23 protein-coding genes and 2 other annotated features (1 of these 25 running past the window's edge) are annotated in these 22,021 nt (G+C 45.6%); of the genes, 21 read left to right on the top strand and 2 right to left on the bottom strand.

Going from position 1 to position 22,021, the window contains the following annotated elements; translation table 11 throughout:
- Positions 1 to 149: a binding site (T-box leader), on the top strand (it extends 78 nt beyond the left edge of the window).
- A gap of 38 nt (positions 150 to 187) precedes the next feature.
- The 13 genes from N6H06_RS17010 (at position 188) to N6H06_RS16950 (ending at position 14,962) form a co-directional block, all read left to right on the top strand.
- Positions 188 to 2,830, top strand: a complete 2,643-nt coding sequence (locus tag N6H06_RS17010) for a valine--tRNA ligase (protein ID WP_263707574.1) — start codon at positions 188 to 190, stop codon at positions 2,828 to 2,830.
- Between the two features lie 71 nt (positions 2,831 to 2,901).
- Positions 2,902 to 4,206, top strand: a complete 1,305-nt coding sequence (locus tag N6H06_RS17005) for a bifunctional folylpolyglutamate synthase/dihydrofolate synthase (protein ID WP_263707573.1) — start codon at positions 2,902 to 2,904, stop codon at positions 4,204 to 4,206.
- 147 nt (positions 4,207 to 4,353) lie between these two features.
- The gene (locus N6H06_RS17000; protein ID WP_212954004.1) at positions 4,354 to 5,073 is read left to right on the top strand and encodes a prepilin peptidase; all 720 of its coding nucleotides are present in this window, start codon (positions 4,354 to 4,356) and stop codon (positions 5,071 to 5,073) included.
- A 57-nt stretch (positions 5,074 to 5,130) separates the two neighbouring features.
- Positions 5,131 to 6,225, top strand: a complete 1,095-nt coding sequence (locus N6H06_RS16995; RefSeq protein WP_263707572.1) for a hypothetical protein — start codon at positions 5,131 to 5,133, stop codon at positions 6,223 to 6,225.
- Positions 6,226 to 6,369: 144 nt separating this feature from the next.
- Positions 6,370 to 8,316, top strand: coding sequence for a S9 family peptidase (locus tag N6H06_RS16990; protein ID WP_263707571.1), 1,947 nt, complete (start codon positions 6,370 to 6,372; stop codon positions 8,314 to 8,316).
- A 292-nt stretch (positions 8,317 to 8,608) separates the two neighbouring features.
- The gene (locus N6H06_RS16985; protein WP_062749590.1) at positions 8,609 to 9,184 is read left to right on the top strand and encodes a Maf family protein; all 576 of its coding nucleotides are present in this window, start codon (positions 8,609 to 8,611) and stop codon (positions 9,182 to 9,184) included.
- Positions 9,185 to 9,197: 13 nt separating this feature from the next.
- A complete protein-coding gene (gene radC, locus N6H06_RS16980; RefSeq protein WP_062749588.1) occupies positions 9,198 to 9,890 on the top strand; it encodes a RadC family protein in 693 nt (230 codons plus the stop codon).
- Positions 9,891 to 10,126: 236 nt separating this feature from the next.
- Entirely contained in the window at positions 10,127 to 11,161 is a 1,035-nt protein-coding gene (locus tag N6H06_RS16975; RefSeq protein ID WP_062749586.1) for a rod shape-determining protein, read from the top strand.
- 11 nt (positions 11,162 to 11,172) lie between these two features.
- Positions 11,173 to 12,054: a rod shape-determining protein MreC gene (gene mreC, locus N6H06_RS16970; protein ID WP_062749584.1), complete on the top strand. Its 882-nt coding sequence runs from the start codon at positions 11,173 to 11,175 to the stop codon at positions 12,052 to 12,054.
- A complete protein-coding gene (gene mreD, locus N6H06_RS16965) occupies positions 12,051 to 12,575 on the top strand; it encodes a rod shape-determining protein MreD (protein WP_062749583.1) in 525 nt (174 codons plus the stop codon). Before mreC ends, mreD begins: the two co-directional genes overlap by 4 nt.
- Positions 12,576 to 12,655: 80 nt before the next feature.
- Entirely contained in the window at positions 12,656 to 13,339 is a 684-nt protein-coding gene (gene minC / locus N6H06_RS16960) for a septum site-determining protein MinC (RefSeq protein WP_062749581.1), read from the top strand.
- Positions 13,340 to 13,368: 29 nt separating this feature from the next.
- Complete coding sequence (gene minD, locus N6H06_RS16955; RefSeq protein WP_062749579.1) at positions 13,369 to 14,163, top strand: septum site-determining protein MinD; 795 nt, start codon at positions 13,369 to 13,371, stop codon at positions 14,161 to 14,163.
- Positions 14,164 to 14,443: 280 nt separating this feature from the next.
- Complete coding sequence (locus N6H06_RS16950) at positions 14,444 to 14,962, top strand: type 1 glutamine amidotransferase domain-containing protein (protein ID WP_062749577.1); 519 nt, start codon at positions 14,444 to 14,446, stop codon at positions 14,960 to 14,962.
- Between the two features lie 44 nt (positions 14,963 to 15,006).
- On the opposite strand, the gene N6H06_RS16945 is transcribed toward N6H06_RS16950, so the two are convergent.
- The gene (locus tag N6H06_RS16945) at positions 15,007 to 15,453 is read right to left on the bottom strand and encodes a cyclic pyranopterin monophosphate synthase MoaC (protein ID WP_062749575.1); all 447 of its coding nucleotides are present in this window, start codon (positions 15,451 to 15,453) and stop codon (positions 15,007 to 15,009) included.
- Between the two features lie 165 nt (positions 15,454 to 15,618).
- Here N6H06_RS16945 and N6H06_RS16940 point away from each other — a divergent pair, with 165 nt between their 5' ends.
- Entirely contained in the window at positions 15,619 to 16,182 is a 564-nt protein-coding gene (locus N6H06_RS16940) for a biotin transporter BioY (protein WP_062749573.1), read from the top strand.
- A 41-nt stretch (positions 16,183 to 16,223) separates the two neighbouring features.
- Here N6H06_RS16940 and N6H06_RS16935 read toward each other — a convergent pair whose 3' ends face one another.
- Positions 16,224 to 17,141, bottom strand: a complete 918-nt coding sequence (locus N6H06_RS16935; RefSeq protein WP_062749571.1) for an aldo/keto reductase — start codon at positions 17,139 to 17,141, stop codon at positions 16,224 to 16,226.
- Positions 17,142 to 17,247: 106 nt separating this feature from the next.
- Between N6H06_RS16935 and N6H06_RS16930 the strand changes: the two genes are divergently transcribed.
- The 7 genes from N6H06_RS16930 to N6H06_RS16900 all read left to right on the top strand — a co-directional run bounded on the left by N6H06_RS16930 (position 17,248) and on the right by N6H06_RS16900 (position 21,960).
- Positions 17,248 to 17,976: a M23 family metallopeptidase gene (locus N6H06_RS16930; RefSeq protein ID WP_062749569.1), complete on the top strand. Its 729-nt coding sequence runs from the start codon at positions 17,248 to 17,250 to the stop codon at positions 17,974 to 17,976.
- Positions 17,969 to 18,814, top strand: a complete 846-nt coding sequence (locus N6H06_RS16925; RefSeq protein WP_062749567.1) for a M50 family metallopeptidase — start codon at positions 17,969 to 17,971, stop codon at positions 18,812 to 18,814. The genes N6H06_RS16930 and N6H06_RS16925 overlap by 8 nt, the downstream gene beginning before the upstream one ends.
- A gap of 60 nt (positions 18,815 to 18,874) precedes the next feature.
- Positions 18,875 to 20,368, top strand: coding sequence for an Rne/Rng family ribonuclease (locus N6H06_RS16920; RefSeq protein WP_263707570.1), 1,494 nt, complete (start codon positions 18,875 to 18,877; stop codon positions 20,366 to 20,368).
- Positions 20,369 to 20,420: 52 nt separating this feature from the next.
- Positions 20,421 to 20,493 (top strand) — a sequence feature (ribosomal protein L21 leader region).
- A gap of 13 nt (positions 20,494 to 20,506) precedes the next feature.
- Entirely contained in the window at positions 20,507 to 20,815 is a 309-nt protein-coding gene (gene rplU, locus N6H06_RS16915) for a 50S ribosomal protein L21 (protein WP_011247445.1), read from the top strand.
- 5 nt (positions 20,816 to 20,820) lie between these two features.
- Complete coding sequence (locus N6H06_RS16910; protein WP_062749564.1) at positions 20,821 to 21,159, top strand: ribosomal-processing cysteine protease Prp; 339 nt, start codon at positions 20,821 to 20,823, stop codon at positions 21,157 to 21,159.
- A 5-nt stretch (positions 21,160 to 21,164) separates the two neighbouring features.
- A complete protein-coding gene (rpmA, locus tag N6H06_RS16905; RefSeq protein WP_062749562.1) occupies positions 21,165 to 21,443 on the top strand; it encodes a 50S ribosomal protein L27 in 279 nt (92 codons plus the stop codon).
- A 226-nt stretch (positions 21,444 to 21,669) separates the two neighbouring features.
- The gene (locus tag N6H06_RS16900) at positions 21,670 to 21,960 is read left to right on the top strand and encodes an AbrB/MazE/SpoVT family DNA-binding domain-containing protein (RefSeq protein WP_011247442.1); all 291 of its coding nucleotides are present in this window, start codon (positions 21,670 to 21,672) and stop codon (positions 21,958 to 21,960) included.
- Positions 21,961 to 22,021: the final 61 nt, after the last annotated feature.

The raw sequence follows: 22,021 nt of genomic DNA, 5'->3' as shown, positions 1-22,021 counted from the left end.
AAGCGTTTGAACGTCGCCTGTGAGCTGTTCCGCTGAACGAATCTTAGTAAGCGGAATCGGTTTTTGACCGTTACAAAAAAGTCGAGCTGCACGGATACAAGTATGCCGTGAACAAAGGTGGCACCGCGAACACTCCCTTCGTCCTTTGAGATGAACGGGGGTTTTTTTACGTGAAGGAGGATAAAACATGGAAGAACAGCACTCGATGCCAACCAAATATGATCCAAGCGCAACCGAAAAAAAATGGTATACGTATTGGCTCAAAGGAAGATTTTTTGAGGCAACAGGTGACCCTGACAAACAACCTTACTCGATTGTCATCCCGCCCCCAAATGTAACAGGCAAACTTCATCTAGGGCATGCTTGGGATGCAACAATCCAAGATATCCTGGCACGGACGAAACGAATGCAAGGGTATGACACGCTGTGGCTGCCAGGAATGGACCATGCTGGCATCGCCACACAAGCAAAAGTAGAGGGGAAACTCCGGGAACAAGGCATTTCAAAATACGACCTTGGCCGCGAGGCGTTTTTAGAGAAATCGTGGGAGTGGAAAGATGAGTACGCTAAGTTTATACGGGAGCAATGGGCAAAAGTCGGCATTTCCGTCGACTATAGCCGGGAACGGTTTACCCTTGACCAAGGGCTGTCCGATGCGGTAAAAGAAGTGTTTGTCAGTCTATATAACAAAGGGCTGATTTATCGAGGCGAGTATATTATTAACTGGGATCCGCAAACAAAAACGGCTCTGTCTGATATTGAAGTCATTTACAAGGACGTCCAAGGGGCGTTTTACCATATGAGGTATCCCCTTAGCGACGGAAGCGGTTCAATCGAAATTGCTACGACACGGCCAGAAACAATGCTAGGCGATACAGCTGTAGCTGTACATCCTGATGATGAACGGTACCAGCATTTGATCGGAAAAATGGTCAAATTGCCAATTGTAGGAAGAGAGATCCCGATCATAGCCGATGATTATGTAGATCGCGAATTTGGATCTGGCGCTGTCAAAATTACACCTGCCCACGATCCAAATGATTTTGAAATTGGCAACCGCCATAACTTGCCTCGTGTCCTTGTTATGAATGAAGACGGCACGATGAATGAAAAAGCGGGACAGTATGAAGGAATGGACCGTTTCGAGTGCCGGAAGCAGATTGTCAAAGATTTGCAAGCACAACAAGTTCTTTTCAAAATCGAAGACCATCTCCATTCTGTCGGCCATTCAGAACGTAGCGGCGCTGTAGTAGAGCCATATTTATCAACACAGTGGTTTGTGAAGATGCGTCCGCTGGCAGAAGAGGCATTGAAGCTTCAAAAACAAGCTGACACAAAAGTGACATTTGTGCCGCAACGGTTTGAACAAACGTATATACGCTGGATGGAAAACATCCGTGATTGGTGTATTTCGAGACAGCTGTGGTGGGGTCACCAAATTCCAGCCTGGTACCATAAAGAAACAAACGAAATTTATGTTGGCAAAGAGCCTCCGCGCGACAGCGAAAACTGGCGTCAGGATGAGGACGTCCTTGATACTTGGTTTAGCTCTGCACTCTGGCCTTTTTCAACAATGGGCTGGCCTGACGAGGAAGCGCCTGATTACAAGCGTTACTACCCGACGAATGTGTTAGTGACAGGCTATGACATTATTGCCTTCTGGGTATCGCGTATGATTTTCCAAGGCAAAGCCTTTACTGGGCAGCGGCCATTTAAAGATGTGCTCATCCACGGCCTGATTCGTGATGCTGAAGGCAGGAAGATGAGCAAATCTCTTGGCAATGGCGTTGATCCCCAAGAGGTTATTGACAAGTATGGCGCCGATTCTTTACGTTTCTTTTTAGCGACAGGCAGCACACCTGGAAACGATTTGCGCTTTTACTGGGAAAAAGTCGAGTCGACTTGGAATTTTGGCAATAAGATTTGGAATGCTTCCCGGTTTGCCTTAATGAACATGGATGGTTTCTCTTATAGCGACATTGATATTAGCCAAGAAAAGTCGATTGCTGACAAGTGGATCTTAACGCGTTTGCAAGAAACGGTAGAATCGGTTACTCGATTAATTGATGCTTATGAATTCGGCGAAGCTGGAAGAGTACTCTATGCTTTCATTTGGGACGATGTGTGTGATTGGTACATTGAGATGGCAAAGCTCGCCCTTTATGGGGAAAATGAGCAAGCAAAACAGACAACTCGTTCTGTGCTAGCCTATGTCCTTGACCAAACGATGCGTATGCTCCATCCGTTTATGCCGTTTATTACGGAAGAAATATGGCAGCATCTTCCTCATGATGGCGAATCGATTACAGTTGCCAGCTGGCCAGTGTACGATCAATCTCTTGTTTTCGCGGAAGCTGTAGAAGATATGGAAGCACTCAAATCGCTTATCCACGCTATCCGGACAACACGCTCGGAACTGAATGTGCCAATGAGCAAACAAATTGAGCTAAAGATCCGCCCACAAGACGAACAAATGGCGGCACGGCTGCAAAGAGGGGGCGCTTATATTGAAAAGTTTGCCAACCCAAGTTCACTCGATATAGCGGTCGACTTGGCTACACCGGAAAAAGCTATGTCCCATGCACTTTCGGGAATGGAACTATTCTTGCCGTTGGCCGGCATGCTTGATTTAGATAAAGAAGTGGCCCGTTTAGAAAAAGAACTGGATAAGTTGAACAAGGAAGTTGAACGGATCGAGAAAAAGCTAAACAACCAAGGCTTTCTTGCAAAGGCGCCGTCTCACGTCGTAGAAGAGGAAAAAGCCAAACAGCAAGATTATGCAGCGAAGCGGCAAACGGTGGTTGAGCGCATCGCTGAATTGAAGGCATAACGCATTTTTTAGCCCAGCGGCCGTTCGCTGGGCTTTTTTAAAACAGACTGACTTTGAAAGCGGGGATCGAAATGAAAACAGCAGAAGAAGCAGTACAATGGGTCCATTCGCTATTGCCGTTTGGCATAAAGCCAGGATTAAAGCGGATGGAATGGATGCTTAAGGCATTAGGCCACCCAGAACAAAAACTAACGGCAGTACATGTCGCTGGCACCAATGGAAAAGGTTCGACTGTCAGTTTTTTACGCCACATCCTTACAGCGGACGGCTTTTCAGTCGGCACGTTTACATCGCCCTACATTGAACAGTTTTCAGAGCGTATTTCTGTAAACGGTGTGCCCATTTCAGATCATGACTTGCTTCAAGCTGCCCAGCGCCTAAAGCCAATTGTAGAGGAAGTGGCACAGTCTGACCTCGGGTCGCCAACAGAGTTTGAAGTGCTGACGGCCATGATGTTTTACCACTTTGCCGAAGTCGCTAAACCGGACATTTGTTTAATTGAAGTCGGTCTAGGAGGCAGACTCGATTCAACCAATGTGGTGATGCCTGTTTTATCTATTATCACCATGATTGGTCACGACCACATGCACATTCTCGGCGATACACTTGCGGAAATTGCCCATGAAAAAGCGGGCATTATTAAGCAAGGCGTTCCGCTTATTTCAGGAGTTGAAGGAGAAGAAGCGTATGTGGTTATTTCCGAGACAGCTCGCCAAAAGGGATGCCCCTTGCACCAGTTAAATGAAACGTTTTTTGTGGAGAGCCTACAAGGACGAACGTTTACATACAAAGAGGAAAAGGGCGAGGAAGGGGTTTGTTATCAAGCCGGGCTCTATGGGGCACACCAACATAAAAATGCTGCGCTTGCCCTTAAAGCTGCTTCTTTGCTAAGCGATTCACTGAAGCGAAAGGTCGGAAAGGGAGCTAAGGCAATCGGGATTGCCAACACAAGATGGCCAGGAAGGTTTGAAATTCTCCAAGTTGATCCACCAGTCGTCTTAGACGGAGCTCATAATGAAGAAGGCTTTTTAGCACTAACAGCTGCATTACAAGAACGTTTTAGCGACAAGAACATCCACGTATTGCTTGCATCTACAAAAGAAAAAGACATGAATGTGTTGTTAAAGTCGTTTGCAACAAGCGGCCTTGAAGTGGCATTTTCGTTCACAAGCTTTAATTTCCACCGTGCTGCCAATGCTGAAGAACTATTCAAACAAGCACCAGTCAAGCGAAAGCGGGTAGCAGCTGATTGGCGAAAAGCGCTCAAAACGATGATGGAAAACCTTGGCGAGGAGGATGTCCTTGTTGTGACAGGATCGCTTTATTTTATTTCAGCCGTGCGGCAATCGTTGGCTTCTCACAAAGAAGGCATGTGATCACACCTACAATACAGCAGGTCTTCATTTGCGGCTCGTCTAACACGAGTGAAACATGGCGAATTGCACTAGAAAATTGAAACATTTTTGCAGGAATCAGGCTAATTTCGTCGAAAAACGAAGACGAAAAGGAAGGAGAGGTGGAAGATGTCTCTCGTCATATCCTGTTATGCTGCTATTTGTGGAGGGCTAATTGGCTCTTATCTCCATGTAGCGGCAACACGGGTGCCACTGCGCTTAAGTTTTTTGGGACGGTCGCGCTGTGAGGGCTGCCGCCGTGTATTAGGGCCGTCTGAGTTGATTCCCATTGTGTCGTATGTCATCCAATCTGGTAAATGCAAACATTGCCGAATGCCTCTTTCAATCTCCTATCCACTTATCGAAATGGCCAGCGCTTGTTTGTATCTGCTTGCCTGGCTTTTGATAGGTCTTCGCCTTGAATTGGTTGTTTCCATTCTTCTCATTGCGATGCTTCTTTTAGTGTCGATGACGGATTATAGCCGGATGATAATCCCGAATGTGGTGTTGTTGTTTTTTGCCATTCCCCTTGTTTTTTTGCGCTTGTTTGTCGTGCCGGTACCATTTTCGTGGCTTAGTACGATCAGTACAACAGTTATGCTTCTTATGCTCGTAGCTGCGTGTCTTAATGGAAGCATGGGCGGTGGCGACTTGAAATTATTTGTCGTGCTTGCTTTTGTGCTCGGGTCAAAGCTGTTTTTACCTATGCTCGCTTGTTCTGCCTGTTTGGCTTTATTATTTGTAGGAGCGAAAATGGTGCTAGGAAAGTTTGCACCAGGCACTGCAATCCCTTTTGCGCCATTTATAAGCGCAGCAGCATTGCTTGTTTATTTTGTCGCTGGGATTTGATCGTTCTAAAAATAGACAAGCCTCATATAAATAAAAGCAGAGAGGGGTGTATAAAAAATGGAAAACAACAAAAAAACAATGTCTTTTCGCTTTGATCACAACGAACCACTGCCGCCAAAAAAGACACCCGCTAAAACGAGTGAACAAGAAGAAAACCCGCCACTGGAAGTATTGACATGGGATGGGACGCCTTTTCAAAAACCGGAAGAAGAAGCGATAAAAGAAAGCAGCGGTGAGGATGAATTTTTGCCGAAGCCGGACAAAGTTATTGATTTAAACAGAAAACGGGAAGAGCGCGGACAAGAAGAACGATTTTGGGATGATGGCAACCGTTCAAAGTCGCCAAAGCTGCCTCCGAAAAAACGGAAGCGTCCTATAAACTGGACGGCAAAAGCGTTTCCATGGAACATAGTAGCTGCTGTTGTGTCAGCGATTGTCGTCGGCGTTGGACTAGGGGCTGTTCTATACCAATTTGTCATTGCAAGCCCTGCCCAAGATCAGACACCGCAAGCGGTCTCGGTTACCGCCAGTGGGCAGGTTGCTTTTCCGACAATGCAAGTTGATGTTGTTCAAGGCGCAGCATTTGATGAGCCAGGACAAGAGGAGCAAGTGATTCAGTCAACAAAGGCCAAAGGGCTGCCGGCAACATTAATCGGCCAGGAGGAGCCGTATTTTATGTTTGTTGGCGTTGCTGGCGATCGTTCCCGTGCCGAAGAACTTGGTGCGCTTGTGTCAAAAGCAGGTCAAGATGTCTATGTGAAAACATATACAGTCGAAGGAGGCGTGCCTGAAGCTGGCGGAGAAGCAGCTGCCGCTTGGTTCACAGACGCTTATTCTCTGTATAGCGCTCTCGCAGATTTGTCGTCCAGCCAGTTGTTAGCGGCTGATGACTCTCCTTTAAACCAAGGACAACTTCAGCAGTTGAATACAGCGGTAGCAGAGCTACGTTCCAACCGTGATGGGGCATTTGATGAGTTAGGTGAGGAAGCGAAACCATTCGCATTGGCGATGAGTGATGCTCTTTCTGAAGCGACAGTGAACCTTGAATCGTACCAAGAAAAAGCAGAGGAACCACTATTATGGGCAACACAGCAAGCACTTTTGCAGGCATTAAGCGATTATGAAAATGCCATTGCTGCGATCAAACAGTAGAAGAACGCCTGGAAGCGTTCTTCTTAAGGTTGTCCATAGGAAATAAATTCAGACTGCTAGAAAACGCCGGACGCGTTTTACTCCTTATTATTCTTTCTATACTCGAAATTTCTGTTTATAATGGTAAACAGGAGGGATGCTTTGATGAAAAGCCGCGTATCTGCAGAGACATTATATGAATTAACAACGGTAACAAGCCCAGCTTTAGCGCCTGATGGCAAAAGTGCTGCAATGGTTGTCACAAAAATGGACAAGCAAAAAAATGACTACATAGCCAATATTTATGGAGTGGACATCCAAAAAAGTAGTCACGTTTCTCAATGGACATTTGGGAACGATAAGCATATTTCACCAAAATGGTCCTCAACTGGGGCGCTTGCCTATCTCTCGAACCGGACTGGGAAAATGCAAGTCTATGTTAAACAAGGCATGGCGGAAGCTGAACAACTGACGGATGTCGAAAATGGTGTTAACTCGTTTTTTTGGTCACCTGATGGGAGCAAAATTGCCTTTACTGCTTATAAACAGACTGAAAAAACAGGGAAAAGCAGTGATTGGCCAAAACCGTTAGTAATAGAGGCAATGAAATATAAGTCAGACGAGAGAGGCTTGTTTGATGGCAGCTTGAAACAAATTGGCGTAGTGGACATGGCCACAAAAAAGTGGGAGTGGGTAACAGATAGTCCTGCTGATGTAAATGTAATTGATTTTTCAGCAAATGGACGTGCTATTCTTGTTGCTGGCAACCATGACGAAAACAATGATTTTACCTTCGCGGTCGATGTTTGGTTTATTGACTTGGAGACGGGAGCAAAAACACAAATAACAAAGGAGCCAATGGTTGTGCAAAGCGGATCCGTGTCGCCTGATGGTTCTTATGTCGCTCTCTTAGGCCATGATAGAGAATACAAAAACGCGACATTGACGAAGTTGTATGTCTATGATTGCCAAAAGCAAGAGATCCGTTTGCTTTCTAGGCAAGTTGATGCGTCCATTGGCGACGTTGCGATTGGGGATTTTTTGCAGAATATTGGATCAAATGGGTTGAAATGGGGAGAAGATGGTCAGTCCCTTTATGCGCTTGTTTCAAAAGAAGGCGATGTGAATGTTTGGTCGTTTAGCCTCGACGGCACAGTGAATCAGGTGACGCATGAAAAGCGTCACATAAATGGATTCGATATTCAAAATGGCCAAGGGATTGTTACGATAAGCGACGTCAAACAGCTTAGCGAGGCCTATCGGCTTGAACTTGCCACTGGGACGCTTCATGAACTTACGGCGTTCAATGACCAACCGCGGCGTACGTACGAGTTTAGCGGACTTGAAGAAATTTGCTATAAACGGGAAGATGGCAGTTTTGTCGCAGGTTGGCTAATGAAGCCAATTGGATTTGAAGAAGGAAAAACGTACCCGCTTGTTTTAGAAGTACATGGCGGTCCCCATGCAATGTATGCACGTACGTATTTTCATGAATTTCAACTATTATGCGCGAAAGGGTTTGGCGTGCTGTTTACCAATCCCCGTGGTGGGCTTGGGTACGGGCAAGCGTTTGCTGATGCGGTCCGTGGCGATTATGGGGGAGGGGACTTCCAAGATTTAATCGACGTCCTTGATTTTACAATTGGACAACATAGCTGGATTGATCAGGACCGCATCGGTCTGACTGGGGGAAGTTACGGTGGCTTTATGACGAATTGGGCTATTGGTCATACGAATCGGTTTAAAGCGGCTGTTACGCAACGCTCGATATCCAATTGGATTAGTTTTTATGGCGTAAGCGATATCGGTTACTATTTTTCGGAGTGGCAATTAAAAGCAGATTTGCAAGATATCGAAACGCTATGGGCCCATTCCCCACTCAAATACGTTGAAAACGTGGAAACGCCGTTGCTTATTTTGCACGGTGAAAAAGACTATCGCTGTCCGATTGAACAAGCAGAGCAATTGTTTATTGCATTGAAAAAGCACGGGAAAGAGACTGTATTTATCCGTTTCCCAGATGCTAATCATGAACTGTCAAGAAGTGGTAAACCGAATTTGCGGATCGAACGTCTCAATGCGATAGCAGATTGGTTTTCCAATCGGTTATGATACGCCTGCCAGGCGTTATCAATCGAAATCAGTAGCCATCGATGCTGCTCGCGCCGATATGTTTCCTTGTTTGCGAGCGGCTCGATTTACTGGAGGAGAGCGTTTTCAACTACAGTGGCGACAAATCGTTCATCTTAAGGCGAAGGCGGGTGTTTGGCACACTTATACGCTCCCTCCATTTACATTCTCTCTAAAGAAATCCTGTAAAAAACAGTCTTGTCTTTCACGTACACGATTTGGTAAACTAACGAAGAACCTGTACACTAGATAAAAACGATGTAGAGGTGACTTCATGAATACCTTTCTATTAGCCTCAAGTTCCCCGAGGCGCAGCGAGTTTTTAAAGCAATGCCACTATCAATTTTTTACCCAACCAAGCAATGTAGAGGAAACGTTTGACCCATCATGGGATAATGACACCATTGTAAAAGAGCTAGCGAGGCGAAAGGCGGCTTCAGTCGCAGCTAATCATCCAAATGCGGTTGTTCTAGGGGCGGACACAATTGTTGTCCATAATGGCAAGCATTTAGGCAAGCCAGCGAATTTGACAGAAGCAAAAACGATGCTCATGGAATTGTCGAATAGCACCCATACGGTTTATACAGGCGTCGCCATCCTACACGGAAACAAAGAACATGTTTTTTCCGATGCCGCCAAAGTGACGTTCGATGAAATTACACCAGAGCGGTTAGAGCGCTATTTGCAATCAGGCGATTCGCTCGATAAAGCTGGGGCATATGGAATTCAAAGCTTTGGCGCCATTTTTGTCTCGCGAATAGAAGGGGATTTTTATACAGTAGCGGGGCTACCTATTTCAAAAACAGCAAAAGCGCTGGAAACATTTCATATCTATCCGAATATCGGTTAAAAGGAGTTGGATTATGACGTTGCTTATACGCGATGTTCCGCAAACAGAACGCCCGCGGGAACGGTTTATCCGTGAAGGGGCCAAAGCATTGTCAAATCAAGAAATTGTCGCGATTTTGCTTCGGACAGGCACGAAGCAAAGCTCGGCGCTGCATGTAGCGTCCGCGTTATTAAGCAAATTTCCGACGTTGGCGATGTTCAGTGAAGCGCCGTTAGAAGAAATTCAAAAAGTGCCAGGCATTGGTTTGGCTAAAGCAATTGAATTGTCTGCTGCGATTGAGCTAGGAAGGAGAATTCAGAAAGAAACCAAGCTGGTAAGACCCGTGATTTCCTCGCCTGAAGATGCGGCAGAGCTCGTTTCGGAAGATATGCGCGGCCTTCAACAAGAACACTTTGTAGCATTGTATTTAAATACAAAAAATCATGTGATAAAGCAAAAAACGCTCTTTATTGGCAGCCTCAATGCCAGCATTGTCCATCCACGGGAGGTATTTAAAGAAGCTCTTCAGTCATCCTCTGCCTCCGTCATTTGCCTCCATAATCACCCTAGCGGAGACCCAAGTCCAAGCCCGGAAGACATCAGTGTTACCAAGCGTTTGCGTCAAGCTGGAGCCATCCTCGGAATTGAATTACTCGACCATATTATTGTTGGTGATGGTTGTTTTATTAGCCTAAAAGAACGTGGTTTTTTAGCAACGATTTCGTGAGTGTCAGACTTTGGACAGATTTTTATGCCTGGGGAACTTTAAGGCTATTTTTTTTTGCAGTTATTCGATATAATAATGGGTATGATTTCATATTATGACAAGCGATGTTTCACACTATGAACACAAAAAACAAAAGACACGAACCTACGTGTAATAAAGGGAGGCTTTCTGTTTGATCATTAGGGGTAGCAGCCAGCGTAACAGCGGCTGTATTTTGGTCGGACAGTACATATAAAATGTTTGGAAGCAAAGATATTGGAATCGATTTAGGAACAGCAAATACACTCGTATATACAAAAGGAAAAGGGATTGTGCTACGCGAGCCATCTGTAGTCGCGCTAAGGACCGATACAAATTCGATTCAAGCAGTCGGAAATGACGCCAAAAATATGATTGGCCGTACGCCAGGCAACATCGTTGCCGTTCGCCCGATGAAAGACGGCGTGATTGCCGATTTTGACACGACGGCGACGATGTTAAAATACTTCATCCAACAGGCAATGAAAAACAGTTCTATGTTTAGTAAAAAACCGGCTGTCATGGTATGTGTGCCTTCAGGCATTACTGCTGTCGAAAAACGGGCGGTTGAAGATGCGACAAAACAAGCAGGTGCTAAAGAAGCTTATACGCTAGAGGAACCATTTGCGGCTGCGATTGGCGCCAACCTTCCTGTCTGGGAACCTACGGGAAGCATGGTAGTTGATATTGGCGGTGGTACGACGGAAGTCGCGATCATTTCTTTAGGAGGAATTGTCACGAGCCAGTCAATCCGTGTCGCTGGCGATGAAATGGACGATGCCATTATTCAATATGTGAAAAAGACATACAACTTACTGATTGGCGAGCGGACTGCTGAAACGTTGAAGCTGGAAATTGGTTCGGCCAGTTCCGACGACGAGCAAAACGGTGAGATGGACATACGCGGCCGTGATTTGTTGACTGGGTTGCCGAAAACCATTACGGTGACGGCCGAAGAAATATCCAATGCATTGGCGGATACAGTGGCAACGATTATTGACGGAGTGAAAGGCACGCTTGAGCAATCGCCACCTGAACTTGCAGCCGATATTATGGACCGTGGCATTGTTTTAACTGGTGGAGGGGCGCTGTTGCGCAACTTGGACAAAGTCCTAAGTGAGGAAACGAATATGCCGGTCATTGTCGCTGAAGAACCGCTTGACTGCGTGGCAATTGGCACAGGAAAAGCTTTGGAAAACATTCATTTGTTCCGGGGCAAGTCAAGTAGCCAAACAAGATCGGACTGGAAGTAAGGGTGTAAGGGATGAGGTCTTTTTTCTCCAATAAAAAGCTTATCGTCTTACTGGTGAGCATTATCATTCTAGTGGCGTTAATTGGATTCTCGATGAATCGGGATCGGGATTTGTCAGAGCCGGAACAAATTATGCGTGATGCAATAGGGTGGGTGCAAAATGTCTTTGCCCGGCCCGCCCATTTTGTTGGCGGCATCTATGAAAACATCCAAGAAATCTTTGACGTCTATAACGAAAACCAACTTTTGCGGGCGCGGCTTGAAGAGTATACGCAAATCTCGGTGGAACGGGACCTCCTAAAAGAAGAAAATGCCCGTTTAGTCGATATGCTTGGGATTGACGAAACGCTAAACGATTATGATCAAATCCCTGCTGTTGTCATTAACCGTTCTCCAGATGCTTGGGAGCAATACGTTGGCTTAAACCGCGGACAAACAGACGAAGTCACTGCCGACATGGCCGTTGTTGATTCGCAAGGTGGATTAATCGGCAAAGTGAGCCGGACTAGCAAGTTTACATCCTACGTACAGCTGCTTAGCGACAATGATCCGACAAATCGGGTGTCTGCACAAGTGGTGCTCGAGGAGGACACGGCTGTCGGTTTCATCGAAGGTTATGATGAAGAAAATGATTTATTGATCATGCGCAAAGTTGACGTGGAAAGTGAAATTGAAGAAGGACAAACGGTAACGACTTCAGGCCTTGGCGATGTCTATCCGGCTGGTCTGTTGATAGGAGAAGTGGACCATACGGAAGCAGACGAATATGGTCTTTCTCAAAATGTATACATTCGCCCAACAGCAGATTTTTCGGCACTCGATTATGTGTTCATCGTTCAGCGTCATCTACCGTCTATGGATGAGGAGCTGCTTGAAGAAGGTGGGTCGGAATGAGTAGAACGTACTTTTCGCTCGTTCTCCTCTTTTTACTCGTTGTAGAAGGCTCCTTGTTGCCTAATTTGCTTCTTAATTACACAGGCTCTGACCAAATCGTCGTCTCTCGCTTCGCGCTTATCGTTATTGTGCTGATTGGCCTTTATTCTGGCAAGCAGGTAGGGCTGTTGTACGGGCTTGCATTCGGGCTAATCTTTGATGTCGTCTATACAAACTATCTTGGCATCTATACGTTTGGCTTTGCTTGCCTCGGCTATGCGCTTGCGATTCCTTTAAAAGCTGTAAAGGAATCGGCGCTTTGGGCTGTCGTGCTCGCTATCGTTGCTGTTTTTGCATTTGAATACTACCAATACGGTCTATTTTATGTTTTGGGCGTAACAGAAATGCAAGGGAGCACCTTTTTTATGGACCGGCTTTTGCCAACACTTGTGTTAAACAGCGCTTTTGCGATCCTCATTGTTCTCCCTGTGCGTAAACTCGCTGCCCATGTCTTAGAGCAAGCGCGCATTCGCCAGCGCTAAAGCAGGAGTTTGGCGGATCGTGTGGAACTAGTCTTGATAGAAACGAAACGACAAAGAGATAGGTACCGAGGTGATCGTGGATGACACGTGGAAAATCATTCGTCACCATCAAAGGCACAAAGGATGGGTTGACGTTTCTTTTAGATGACCGCTGTTCTTTTGATGAATTAATAAATGAGCTTGCAGACAAACTTTCGGCCAATTATTACAAAAGTGGAGAAGAAGATCGGCCTGTTTACGTTAAAATGGATTTGGGCAACCGGTATTTAAATGAGGAAGACAAAGCGCAGCTAGAAGCGGTTGTCACAGAAGGACGCAATATGCGGATTGAGCACTATGATTCTGGTGTGATTTCTTGGGAAGAAGCACAATTGATGAAAGAGCATGCGCAAACAACGACTTTAACGAGAATGATCCGTTCTGGTCAAGTCGTCCATGTCAAAGGAAATGTCTTGCTTGTCGGCGACATTAATCCTGGCGGGCTCCTGACGGCTACAGGGAGCATTTATGTAATGGGCGCTTTAAAAGGACGTGCTCATGCCGGGTTTGAAGGAAAACGGGATGCCCGCATTTGTGCTGCAATGATGGCTCCTGCTGGGTTACAAATTGCAGACGAATCGCTGTATTTTGTCGATAAGGAGGAGGCTGTAGAGGATCATATGAAAGCAGCCTTTTTAGATGAGGCGAACGGCAGCATTCGCATTGAACGAGTGCAGCGGCTTTTGGATGTGGCAGCGGAAATCAACAAGGAAGCCGTTTCCTAGATTGACAAAAGAAAAAGGGGGATGAGAGCGTGGGTGAAGCGATCGTTGTAACAAGCGGCAAGGGCGGAGTCGGCAAAACGACAACCTCAGCGAATATTGGAACGGCGCTGGCGCTATCAGGCAAAAAGGTATGCTTAATCGACGCAGACATTGGCCTGAGGAATCTTGACGTTGTGATGGGACTGGAAAATCGGATTATCTATGACTTGGTAGACGTGGTGGAAGGCCGCTGCAAATTAAAGCAGGCGCTCATCAAAGACAAGCGGTTTGACCATTTATACTTGTTACCTGCGGCACAGACGAAAGATAAAACCGATGTGTTGCCGGAGCAGTTAAAAAGCCTGGTCAACGAATTAAAAGAAGACTATGATTATGTCATCATCGATTGTCCAGCTGGAATCGAGCATGGTTTCCGTAATGCAGTTGCCGGCGCTGATAAAGCAATTGTTGTCACTACGCCGGAAGTGTCTGCCGTCCGCGATGCTGATCGAATTATCGGGTTGCTTGAACAAGAGAATATTGAGCGCCCACGGCTAATTGTGAACCGTATACGCAATCATATGGTGAAAAATGGTGAGATGCTAGATGTGGAAGAAATTACCTCTATCCTTGCTATTGATTTACTTGGTATCGTTGTGGATGATGACCAGGTCATTAAACATTCGAATAAAGGCGAGCCCATTGCCCTACATACATCGAGTAAAGCGTCAATTGCTTACCGCAACATTGGGAGAAGAATTTTAGGGGAAACAGTCCCATTGATGGCGATTGAGGAAAGCAATACGGTGTTTTCAAAAATAAAACGGCTGTTTGGAGTCCGTTAACTGCGCTCAGAGCGCAGCTTTGAGATTGTCGACAAAGTCTAACCTTACCCAGGCTATAAAAAACGCTTGTCAGCTGAGGAGTGCGGGCGAGGGAAGATGCGAATAGAACGGGAGTTCGTAAACATATGCCCGAGACAAACGCGAAGTATGCGAGCGTTTGTCTACAGGCTGAGAATCTGCTATGCAGATTCTTTTTTTTATGGTATGTGCCCATGTTTAATCGGAAAACAGCCAGGGTATGACACAAGTAGACATTGCTAGAGAAAGGGTGAATAGACAAATGGGTAAGAAAGTCGCTGTACTCATTACGGATCTTTTTGAAGATGTGGAATACACGGATCCGAAAGAAGCGTTAACGGAAGCAGGCCATGAGTTGGTCACAATTGAAAAAGAAGCAGGCAAAACGGTGACAGGTAAGCAAGGCAACGCAAAAGTAACAATTGACAAAAGCATTGACGATGTTCATGTGGGCGACTTTGACGCCTTGTTGCTTCCTGGAGGCTTTTCGCCAGACCAGCTTCGCGGGGATGACCGTTTTGTCGAATTTACGAAAGCATTCGCTCAGGCAGGCAAACCAATTATGGCGATTTGCCACGGTCCACAACTTTTAATCAATGCGGATGTCTTGAAAGGACGGACTGTGACAGGGGTCAAACCGATCGTACCTGATCTAAAAAATGCCGGTGCCATATTTAAAGATGAAGAAGTCGTCGTCTGCAACAATAATTTGGTGACAAGCCGGACACCTGATGATTTGCCAGCTTTCAACCGTGAATCGTTAAACGTGTTGGCAGATTAAAGCTACCAACAAAGCGAACCGTTTCCATATACGGTTCGCTTTGTTTATGTACGTTTTCTTGAGAGGTAACAAGGACCTAGAACAATGCTTTGAGAAATGGATTTGCAAGAGTCAAATACCGCGAGCGCTGTAACCGTGGCAGCCATCAGGGCTTCCGAATCGACAGTTGTAGAATGCCGTGCTTTTACTTCCGCTTCGATCAGCAACTCCCAAACCCCTGATCCAACTTTCCAATCAAAGGAAATAGCTACCGCCGTTAACGGCTTAAAATGGCAATATGGCAAAACAGAAGATGTCTTTTTTGCCGCGAGCGTGCCCGCTGCCCTTGCGTTTTCAAGCACCGAAGCCTCATGCAAGGCGCCTCGTTGCAAACTTTCATAAAGTTCGCGGTTCATTTGCACGCTTGTCTTCGCAATCGCTTGCTGTGATGTTGCGTTTGTTTTTGGCAATTCTGTTAGCCCTGTATGAGCCCCTTCCTGCTTACGCCACATACCAACCCTCTTTTCGCTCCGTTCCTTATTTATCCTTATCATAAGCGAGGCCTTTTAACAAAGTCAAGTTTCCCTTTGTTCGTTTGTTAACCATTTCGTTTAATAGGTTGACAAAAAGATTGGATCTCCTTATAGTAAAAGAAAAACGAAAGGGAATAGGAAAGCATGAATTTAAAACAACAAATGGCTATTGCCATGATGGCAGCTTTAACAGGGGTTATGGGAGTGGTTCCATCTATCCCAATAGGTCCAGTACCAATTACGATCCAGTCGATTGCGCCGATGCTAGCTGGCGGCATTTTGGGAGCTAAACGGGGGGCAGCATCCATGATGCTTTTTCTTCTCCTTGTCGCTTGCTCAGTCCCGCTTTTGTCAGGGGGGCGAGGGGGTGTCGGCCATTTATTCGGCCCGACAGGCGGTTATTTATTTGGCTGGATACTGGTTGCGTTTCTAGTCGGCTGCTATGCCACTTACGCCAAGCGCTTAAATGTTTGGAAACTAATGGCTGTCAATATCATCGTCGGAATGTTTCTTCTCTATGGATGCGGGGCGCTGTACTTGTCGCAAGTGACAGCCACATCTATTAGCGAAGCGCTCATGCTTAATATCGCTTTTATTCCAGGAGATACGGCAAAAGCAGTACTGGCTGCTTTTATTGCTGTCCGTGTCCGTCATGCTTTAGGTGAAGGAGATACAGGACGGGTTGTGGAAGAAAAAAGAAGTGCTTAAAAAAGAAGCTCACGCACGAGGAATGCGCGTGAGCTTCTTTTTCATGAACGATGTTGCGTGTATTTGCTTTGTTTGGTGATTCGTTCGATGTTGTCAATTTCTGTCTGTAACAGTGGCTCTTCCTTGCATGAGCGGGCATTTTGCCTTAGCTGTTCTATAGAGCTTGCACCAGCTACAACTGCTGCTACTGGCGGATGGGCCAAACAATAATCGAAAGCCACTTTTGTCAAAGAGTATGTTTTTCCGTAAGTTTGCATAAGGACGTCACGCAATTGTTCGATTTCTTTGACTGAGTAATCCAAATAGCCGTCAGAAGCAGCAGCAACCGTATGTAAGGGGCGTTCGCTCAAAATCCCTTTAGCTACTGGGCCACGGGCAACAACACTAATTCCATTTTCCTGTAAATACGGAAACCACTCTTCTGGACGCCTGTCTAAAATGCTGTATTGCATCATAATCGACACAATGGAAGACTGTTCAACATATGTGCGGATCACATTGGGGCGAATCGAGGAAATGCCGTATTCGCGAATAAGCCCTTCCTGTTTCAGTTCCTCAAATGCTTCAATTGTTTCATCGATTGGATCGTCTATGGTTCCGCCGTGGAGTTGGTACAAGTCGATGTAATCTGTCTGCAGTCGCTGCAAGCTCGTTTTTGCCGCCTCTTTAATATATTGTTTCGAAGGATCCCACTCCCAGCCTTGTTTCCCCTTTTCAAAACGATTGCCAGCCTTTGTGGCTATGATAAACTCGGAGCGTTTTCCTTTTAATGCTGCGCCAATTATTTTTTCATTCTCCCCATAATCGTATAAGTCGGCAGTATCAATATAATTGACCCCAAGGTCTGCCGCCTCAGCGATTATTTCTGTTGCACGGTGTTTATCTGTCCCTAGCGACATCGCCCCAAGGCCGAGCTCGCTTACGTAAAGATCTGATTTTCCTAGTCGCCGTCTGTTCATCATTATCACCCCTACTTTTGTGATTCCCGCTTTTCTTTATTATTAACCTGAATACGAGTTAGGGACAAGTCATAAGATGTACAAATCGATGAGAGGGGCCTGTAGAATGGATAGAAGGAAAAAAATCCAAAAAAAGATCGCCGCTAGAAGGCAAGCTGCTCCAAAACGGAACATTGGCTTGAATCAAACGCCACTTTCTGCTGAAAAAGGCGACGATTTGCTGCCACAAAAGCGCCAGTCAGGAATACGCCGTTTCGTTATGCAATTGGCCATCTCCGGATGCTTGTTTTTTACGATCGGCATTATCTATCAATCAGGCAATGAGCGTGTACAGCCTGTGCAAGCATTTGTTGAACAGACATTTGACCAGCATTTTCAATTTGCTGCTGTTTCTGCTTTTTTTGAAAAGCATTTAGGGTCGCCCCTTCATTTGCTTCCAGAGCAACGTGCCTCTGAAGAAGAAAAGGAACCACTCGATTACGCTTATCCAGCATCAGGTGTCATTCGCGAAAGCTTTGATAAAGACGGCAAAGGCATTTTGCTCGAAACGGGATTAGGCGAAGAAGTAAAGGCAGTTAAAGGTGGTCACGTGATTCGCGTGACGACAAGCGAAGAATCTGAATTGGGCAATCTGATTGAACTTCAACATCCTGATGGCACATCCTCGATATACGGTATGCTTGATGATGTCTCTGTCCATCCATATGATATTTTAGAAAGCGGAGCGGTGCTGGGAACCGTATCATCTGATGAAAATCAGGCAGGCATCTTTTACTTTGCTATTCGGCAAGGAGATGACTATATTGATCCCAGCGAAGTGATGAATTTTGATTGAACTTATCAAAAAAGTTCGCGTACATCCCCTATTTTGGCTAGTCATTGCCGCTGGAATCATCACCGGTCATTTTAGAGAAGTATTGATGGTGTTTGTCATTGTATTTGTCCATGAAATGGGGCATTCAGTAGCGGCCTATATGCTTAAGTGGGATATTAAAAAAATGGAGCTGCTTCCCTTTGGCGGCGCTGCTGAAATGGAAGAAAACGGGGTAAAGCCAATTAAAGAGGAAATGGCCATTGTCTTGGCAGGACCGCTTCAGCACTTATGGTTATGGGCATTGTCGTATGCCTTAGTCGGACAGCCTTTTTGGTCTGAGAACGACCATGAATTGTTTGTTGCCCACAACGCCGCGATTGTCTTGTTTAATTTGTTGCCAATTTATCCACTTGATGGCGGAAGGATGGTGCAACTTGCTTGCTTAGCTGTTTGGCCGTATAAGCGGGCGATGGCAGCTAGCCTTGGGATTTCGGTTGGATTTTTGGCCGTAGCACTGTCATTCATGCTATTTTTGCCCTTTCACCTTAATTTGTTCGTGATTCTTTCTTTCTTGGCACTGACGAATGGATTGGAATTCAAGCAGCGAAACTATCGATTTATGCGGTTTTTAATGGCGAAACAAACAGATCGTGCAACGAGATATATACGTACAAAAGTTTCTGGTCAGCTGCCCATTCGTGATGCCCTAGCGCTTTTACGGAGGGGCCAAGTCCAGCTGTTTGTAATAGAGGATAGTGGCAAACGTTATACAGTTGCAGAAAAAGAGCTTTTGCAAACCTATTTTGCGGAGGCGAAACTTCACGCGCCAGTAAGAACATTAGTACCCCCAGCCATGTAACAATTGTATCTCCTTTTGGCTTCGCGTAAAATAAGAGACAAGCCAAAAAGGAGCGTAAACATGGAGCAATCGATTGTCATTACGAAAGGGATCAATAAACGCGAAGCCGTCCTTTTGGAAAATAATGAGGTGGTTGAATGGTTTTTTGAAAGCAATGACCGCCCCCAAATGGTTGGCAGCGTGTTTTTAGGCAAAGTGGAAAGAGTCCTTCCTGGCATGGAGGCTGCTTTTGTCGATATTGGCACGGGCAAGAACGGATTTTTGCACCGTGACGAGCTTCTCACTTTCCACCTTGATCCAAGCGACTTAACGGAAAAACAAACAAAAAGCATTTCCCAGTTTGTATCGCCAGGCGATACAATTGCCGTACAAGTAACAAAGGAAGGGACAAATGAGAAGGGGCCTCGTTTATCAGGCGTTGTGTCTATTCCGGGAAAATATGTTGTCTATATGCCAGAAGGGGCGTATGTGGCAGTATCACGGCGGATTGAATCAGACCGTGTTCGAGCTTCGCTACACACTGCTTTAGAAAACAAGCTTCAGTACAATGAAGGTGCGATTGTCCGGACTGCCGCAGCAGATGCGCCAATTGAAGAGGTAGAGCGTGACTTGGTGTTTTTACGGACACTTTGGAAAAAAACGCTCCGTCATCAAGAGCAGGCGCCAGCGCTTATTTACCGAGCAGCTACTTTAGTGGAGACGTTGCTATTAGGCTATCTCAATGAGCATGTCACTGAAGTGGTCGTCGATGACATTGATGATTACCGCCTGATGAAGCAACTAGTTCAAACAGACGATAAGGACAAGGTTAAACTGTACGCGCATAAAGGTTCTTCGTTCCAGTCAGCACGAATTAGCGCCCAATTGGCCAAAGCGCAAAAGCGTCGTATTTGGCTAAAAAACGGTGCTTTTCTTGTCATTGACGAAACGGAGGCTATGACTGTTATTGATGTCAATACAGGCAAGTTTACCGGCAAATTTGCGCAAAGCGAGACCGTACTCGCTGTCAACAAATTGGCAGCGGTAGAAGCAGCGAAACAAATTCGCCTCCGCAACTGCAGTGGCATCATCGTGATCGATTTTATTGATATGCAGAGCGACTTAGACCGCTTGGCTGTCCAACAGACAATGGAACGGGCGCTAAAAAAAGACAGGGTTAAAACAAGTGTCCGTGGTTTTACGAAACTAGGCTTGCTTGAAATGACACGGAAGAAAACACGCTTATCGATGGCAAAAACCTTAACCGTTGAGTGTAAGGCATGCGCGGGCACGGGCGCTGTGCTGGCAGGCCATGGTCACGCTTTTATGCTTGAACGGCTCATATTGGAAGAGCAAGCGGAAGCACTCGTTGTCGCCGTAACGGCTGAATTGCGCTCGCTTTTAGTCGGGGTTGGCGACCTGTATAAGGAGCGGCTTGAGTCATTGGCCGGCCTTACTTTGTTTTTAGTAACAGACGACTCATTGCCACAGGCCAAACCTTACTCGATCCATTTTGCTGGTTCTTATGAAGAAGCACGGAAACGCTTTGCCGCCATGGCACAAGCAATTGACTAGAAAAGTCATTTATGCTATGATGGAGCTTGTTGGTGATTTGGAGAAGCACCCAATGAACTTACAACCGCGCAGAGTAGGCGTTTAAATGGCATGTCCTGCCTATGATGGCGAGTCTGATGTTATGAGGAGGTGCAAACAGTGTACGCAATTATTGAAACTGGCGGAAAGCAAATCAAAGTAGAAGAAGGCCAAGAAATCTACGTTGAAAAATTAGACGCAGAGGCTGGCGAAGAAGTGAGCTTTGACAAAGTTCTTTTTGTAGGAGGCGAATCGGCGAAAGTCGGCGCTCCGTTTGTAGAAGGTGCATCTGTTACGGGAACGGTTGAAAAACACGGTCGTAACAAGAAAATCATCGTCTATAAAATGAAAGCGAAAAAGAACTATCGTCGCAAGCAAGGCCATCGCCAACCTTACACAAAAGTTGTTATCGGAAAAATCAACGGTTAATCCCAATGATTTATGTTCGCATGCAACATAATGAGCATGATGATATCATCGCTTTTACGATGAGCGGACATGCAGAAGCTGGTCCTTACGGCCAAGACATTGTCTGTGCCGGCGCTTCCGCTGTTTCCATCGGAACGGTCAATGCTGTCCAGTCCTTATGTGGAGTTGATCTAGTTGTCAGCTCAAAAGGAGAGGGTGGCTATCTTGACTGCGCTGTTCCTGATGGGCTTGACGTACGGACATATGAAGATGTACAGCTGTTGTTAAAAGGGATGGAATTGTCATTTTTGTCAATGGCTGACGCTTATCAAACTTTTATTACGGTTGAAATAGACAGGAGGTGATTTCCATGTTGAAAATGGACCTTCAATTTTTCGCATCGAAAAAAGGGGTAGGTAGCACAAAGAACGGCCGTGACTCCCACTCAAAACGCCTTGGTGCTAAACGTGCAGACGGGCAAGCGGTAACGGGCGGTTCTATCCTCGTGCGCCAACGCGGCACACGCGTATATCCTGGTGCGAATGTCGGCAAAGGTGGCGACGACACATTGTTCGCTAAAATTGACGGCGTTGTGAAATATGAGCGTGTCGGTCGTGACCGCAAAAAAGTAAGTGTATACCCAGCATAAAGCTAATAAAAAAACAGTTCTTTTCATAAAGAGCTGTTTTTTTTTATTTGTTGTATATGAAAAAATGATTAAAAAGTACTATTATTTTTAGCAGCTTTTGGAATAGATTTCCGTCTTAACACTAATTTTTCCTATTAGACTATTAAAAGCGAAAAAGATGAAGTAAACTAGATTTATACGCATAAAAAGGAAGAAATAGGAACTGCTTAAGAAGGAGACGTGAAGAATGAAATCAACAGGTATCGTACGCAAACTGGACCAACTAGGTCGAATTGTTATCCCGAAAGAGCTTCGCAGCATGCTGAATATTGAAATTAAAACTCCGCTTGCGATACTAATTGATGGAGACCAAATCGTTTTAGAAAAATATCAGCCATACAAAGCATGTATGGTTACAGGCGAAAGTTCTGATGAAAATTTGACACTTGCAAACGGAAATATTGTTTTAAGCAAAGAAGGAGCAGAGCAAATTATTAAAGAACTGCAACAACAGCTTGAAAGCACCGCAAGCCGCTAAGGTTTCGGTGTTTTTCTATTGCCGATACATTGTATACTAGAAAGAACTCGAACTGGGAAGA

The sequence above is a fragment of the Shouchella tritolerans genome (assembly GCF_025770735.1).
In the GTDB taxonomy this organism is placed as follows: Bacteria; Bacillota; Bacilli; order Bacillales; family Bacillaceae_D; genus Shouchella; species Shouchella tritolerans.
This window is presented reverse-complemented; position numbering and strand designations above follow the sequence as displayed.

Bases quoted from the DNA above. Each gene is read 5' to 3' on its own strand.
- N6H06_RS17010 (WP_263707574.1), top strand. From the start codon at position 188: ATGGAAGAACAGCACTCGATGCCAACCAAATATGATCCAAGCGCAACC.
- N6H06_RS16940 (WP_062749573.1), top strand. From the start codon at position 15,619: ATGAATTTAAAACAACAAATGGCTATTGCCATGATGGCAGCTTTAACA.
- rpmA (WP_062749562.1), top strand. From the start codon at position 21,165: ATGTTGAAAATGGACCTTCAATTTTTCGCATCGAAAAAAGGGGTAGGT.
- N6H06_RS16995 (WP_263707572.1), top strand. From the start codon at position 5,131: ATGGAAAACAACAAAAAAACAATGTCTTTTCGCTTTGATCACAACGAA.
- N6H06_RS16910 (WP_062749564.1), top strand. From the start codon at position 20,821: ATGATTTATGTTCGCATGCAACATAATGAGCATGATGATATCATCGCT.
- N6H06_RS16920 (WP_263707570.1), top strand. From the start codon at position 18,875: ATGGAGCAATCGATTGTCATTACGAAAGGGATCAATAAACGCGAAGCC.
- N6H06_RS16950 (WP_062749577.1), top strand. From the start codon at position 14,444: ATGGGTAAGAAAGTCGCTGTACTCATTACGGATCTTTTTGAAGATGTG.
- N6H06_RS16990 (WP_263707571.1), top strand. From the start codon at position 6,370: ATGAAAAGCCGCGTATCTGCAGAGACATTATATGAATTAACAACGGTA.
- N6H06_RS16900 (WP_011247442.1), top strand. From the start codon at position 21,670: ATGAAATCAACAGGTATCGTACGCAAACTGGACCAACTAGGTCGAATT.
- N6H06_RS17000 (WP_212954004.1), top strand. From the start codon at position 4,354: ATGTCTCTCGTCATATCCTGTTATGCTGCTATTTGTGGAGGGCTAATT.
- minC (WP_062749581.1), top strand. From the start codon at position 12,656: ATGACACGTGGAAAATCATTCGTCACCATCAAAGGCACAAAGGATGGG.
- N6H06_RS16985 (WP_062749590.1), top strand. From the start codon at position 8,609: ATGAATACCTTTCTATTAGCCTCAAGTTCCCCGAGGCGCAGCGAGTTT.
- N6H06_RS16930 (WP_062749569.1), top strand. From the start codon at position 17,248: ATGGATAGAAGGAAAAAAATCCAAAAAAAGATCGCCGCTAGAAGGCAA.
- radC (WP_062749588.1), top strand. From the start codon at position 9,198: ATGACGTTGCTTATACGCGATGTTCCGCAAACAGAACGCCCGCGGGAA.
- N6H06_RS16935 (WP_062749571.1), bottom strand. From the start codon at position 17,141: ATGAACAGACGGCGACTAGGAAAATCAGATCTTTACGTAAGCGAGCTC.
- mreC (WP_062749584.1), top strand. From the start codon at position 11,173: ATGAGGTCTTTTTTCTCCAATAAAAAGCTTATCGTCTTACTGGTGAGC.
- mreD (WP_062749583.1), top strand. From the start codon at position 12,051: ATGAGTAGAACGTACTTTTCGCTCGTTCTCCTCTTTTTACTCGTTGTA.
- N6H06_RS16975 (WP_062749586.1), top strand. From the start codon at position 10,127: ATGTTTGGAAGCAAAGATATTGGAATCGATTTAGGAACAGCAAATACA.
- N6H06_RS17005 (WP_263707573.1), top strand. From the start codon at position 2,902: ATGAAAACAGCAGAAGAAGCAGTACAATGGGTCCATTCGCTATTGCCG.
- N6H06_RS16945 (WP_062749575.1), bottom strand. From the start codon at position 15,453: ATGTGGCGTAAGCAGGAAGGGGCTCATACAGGGCTAACAGAATTGCCA.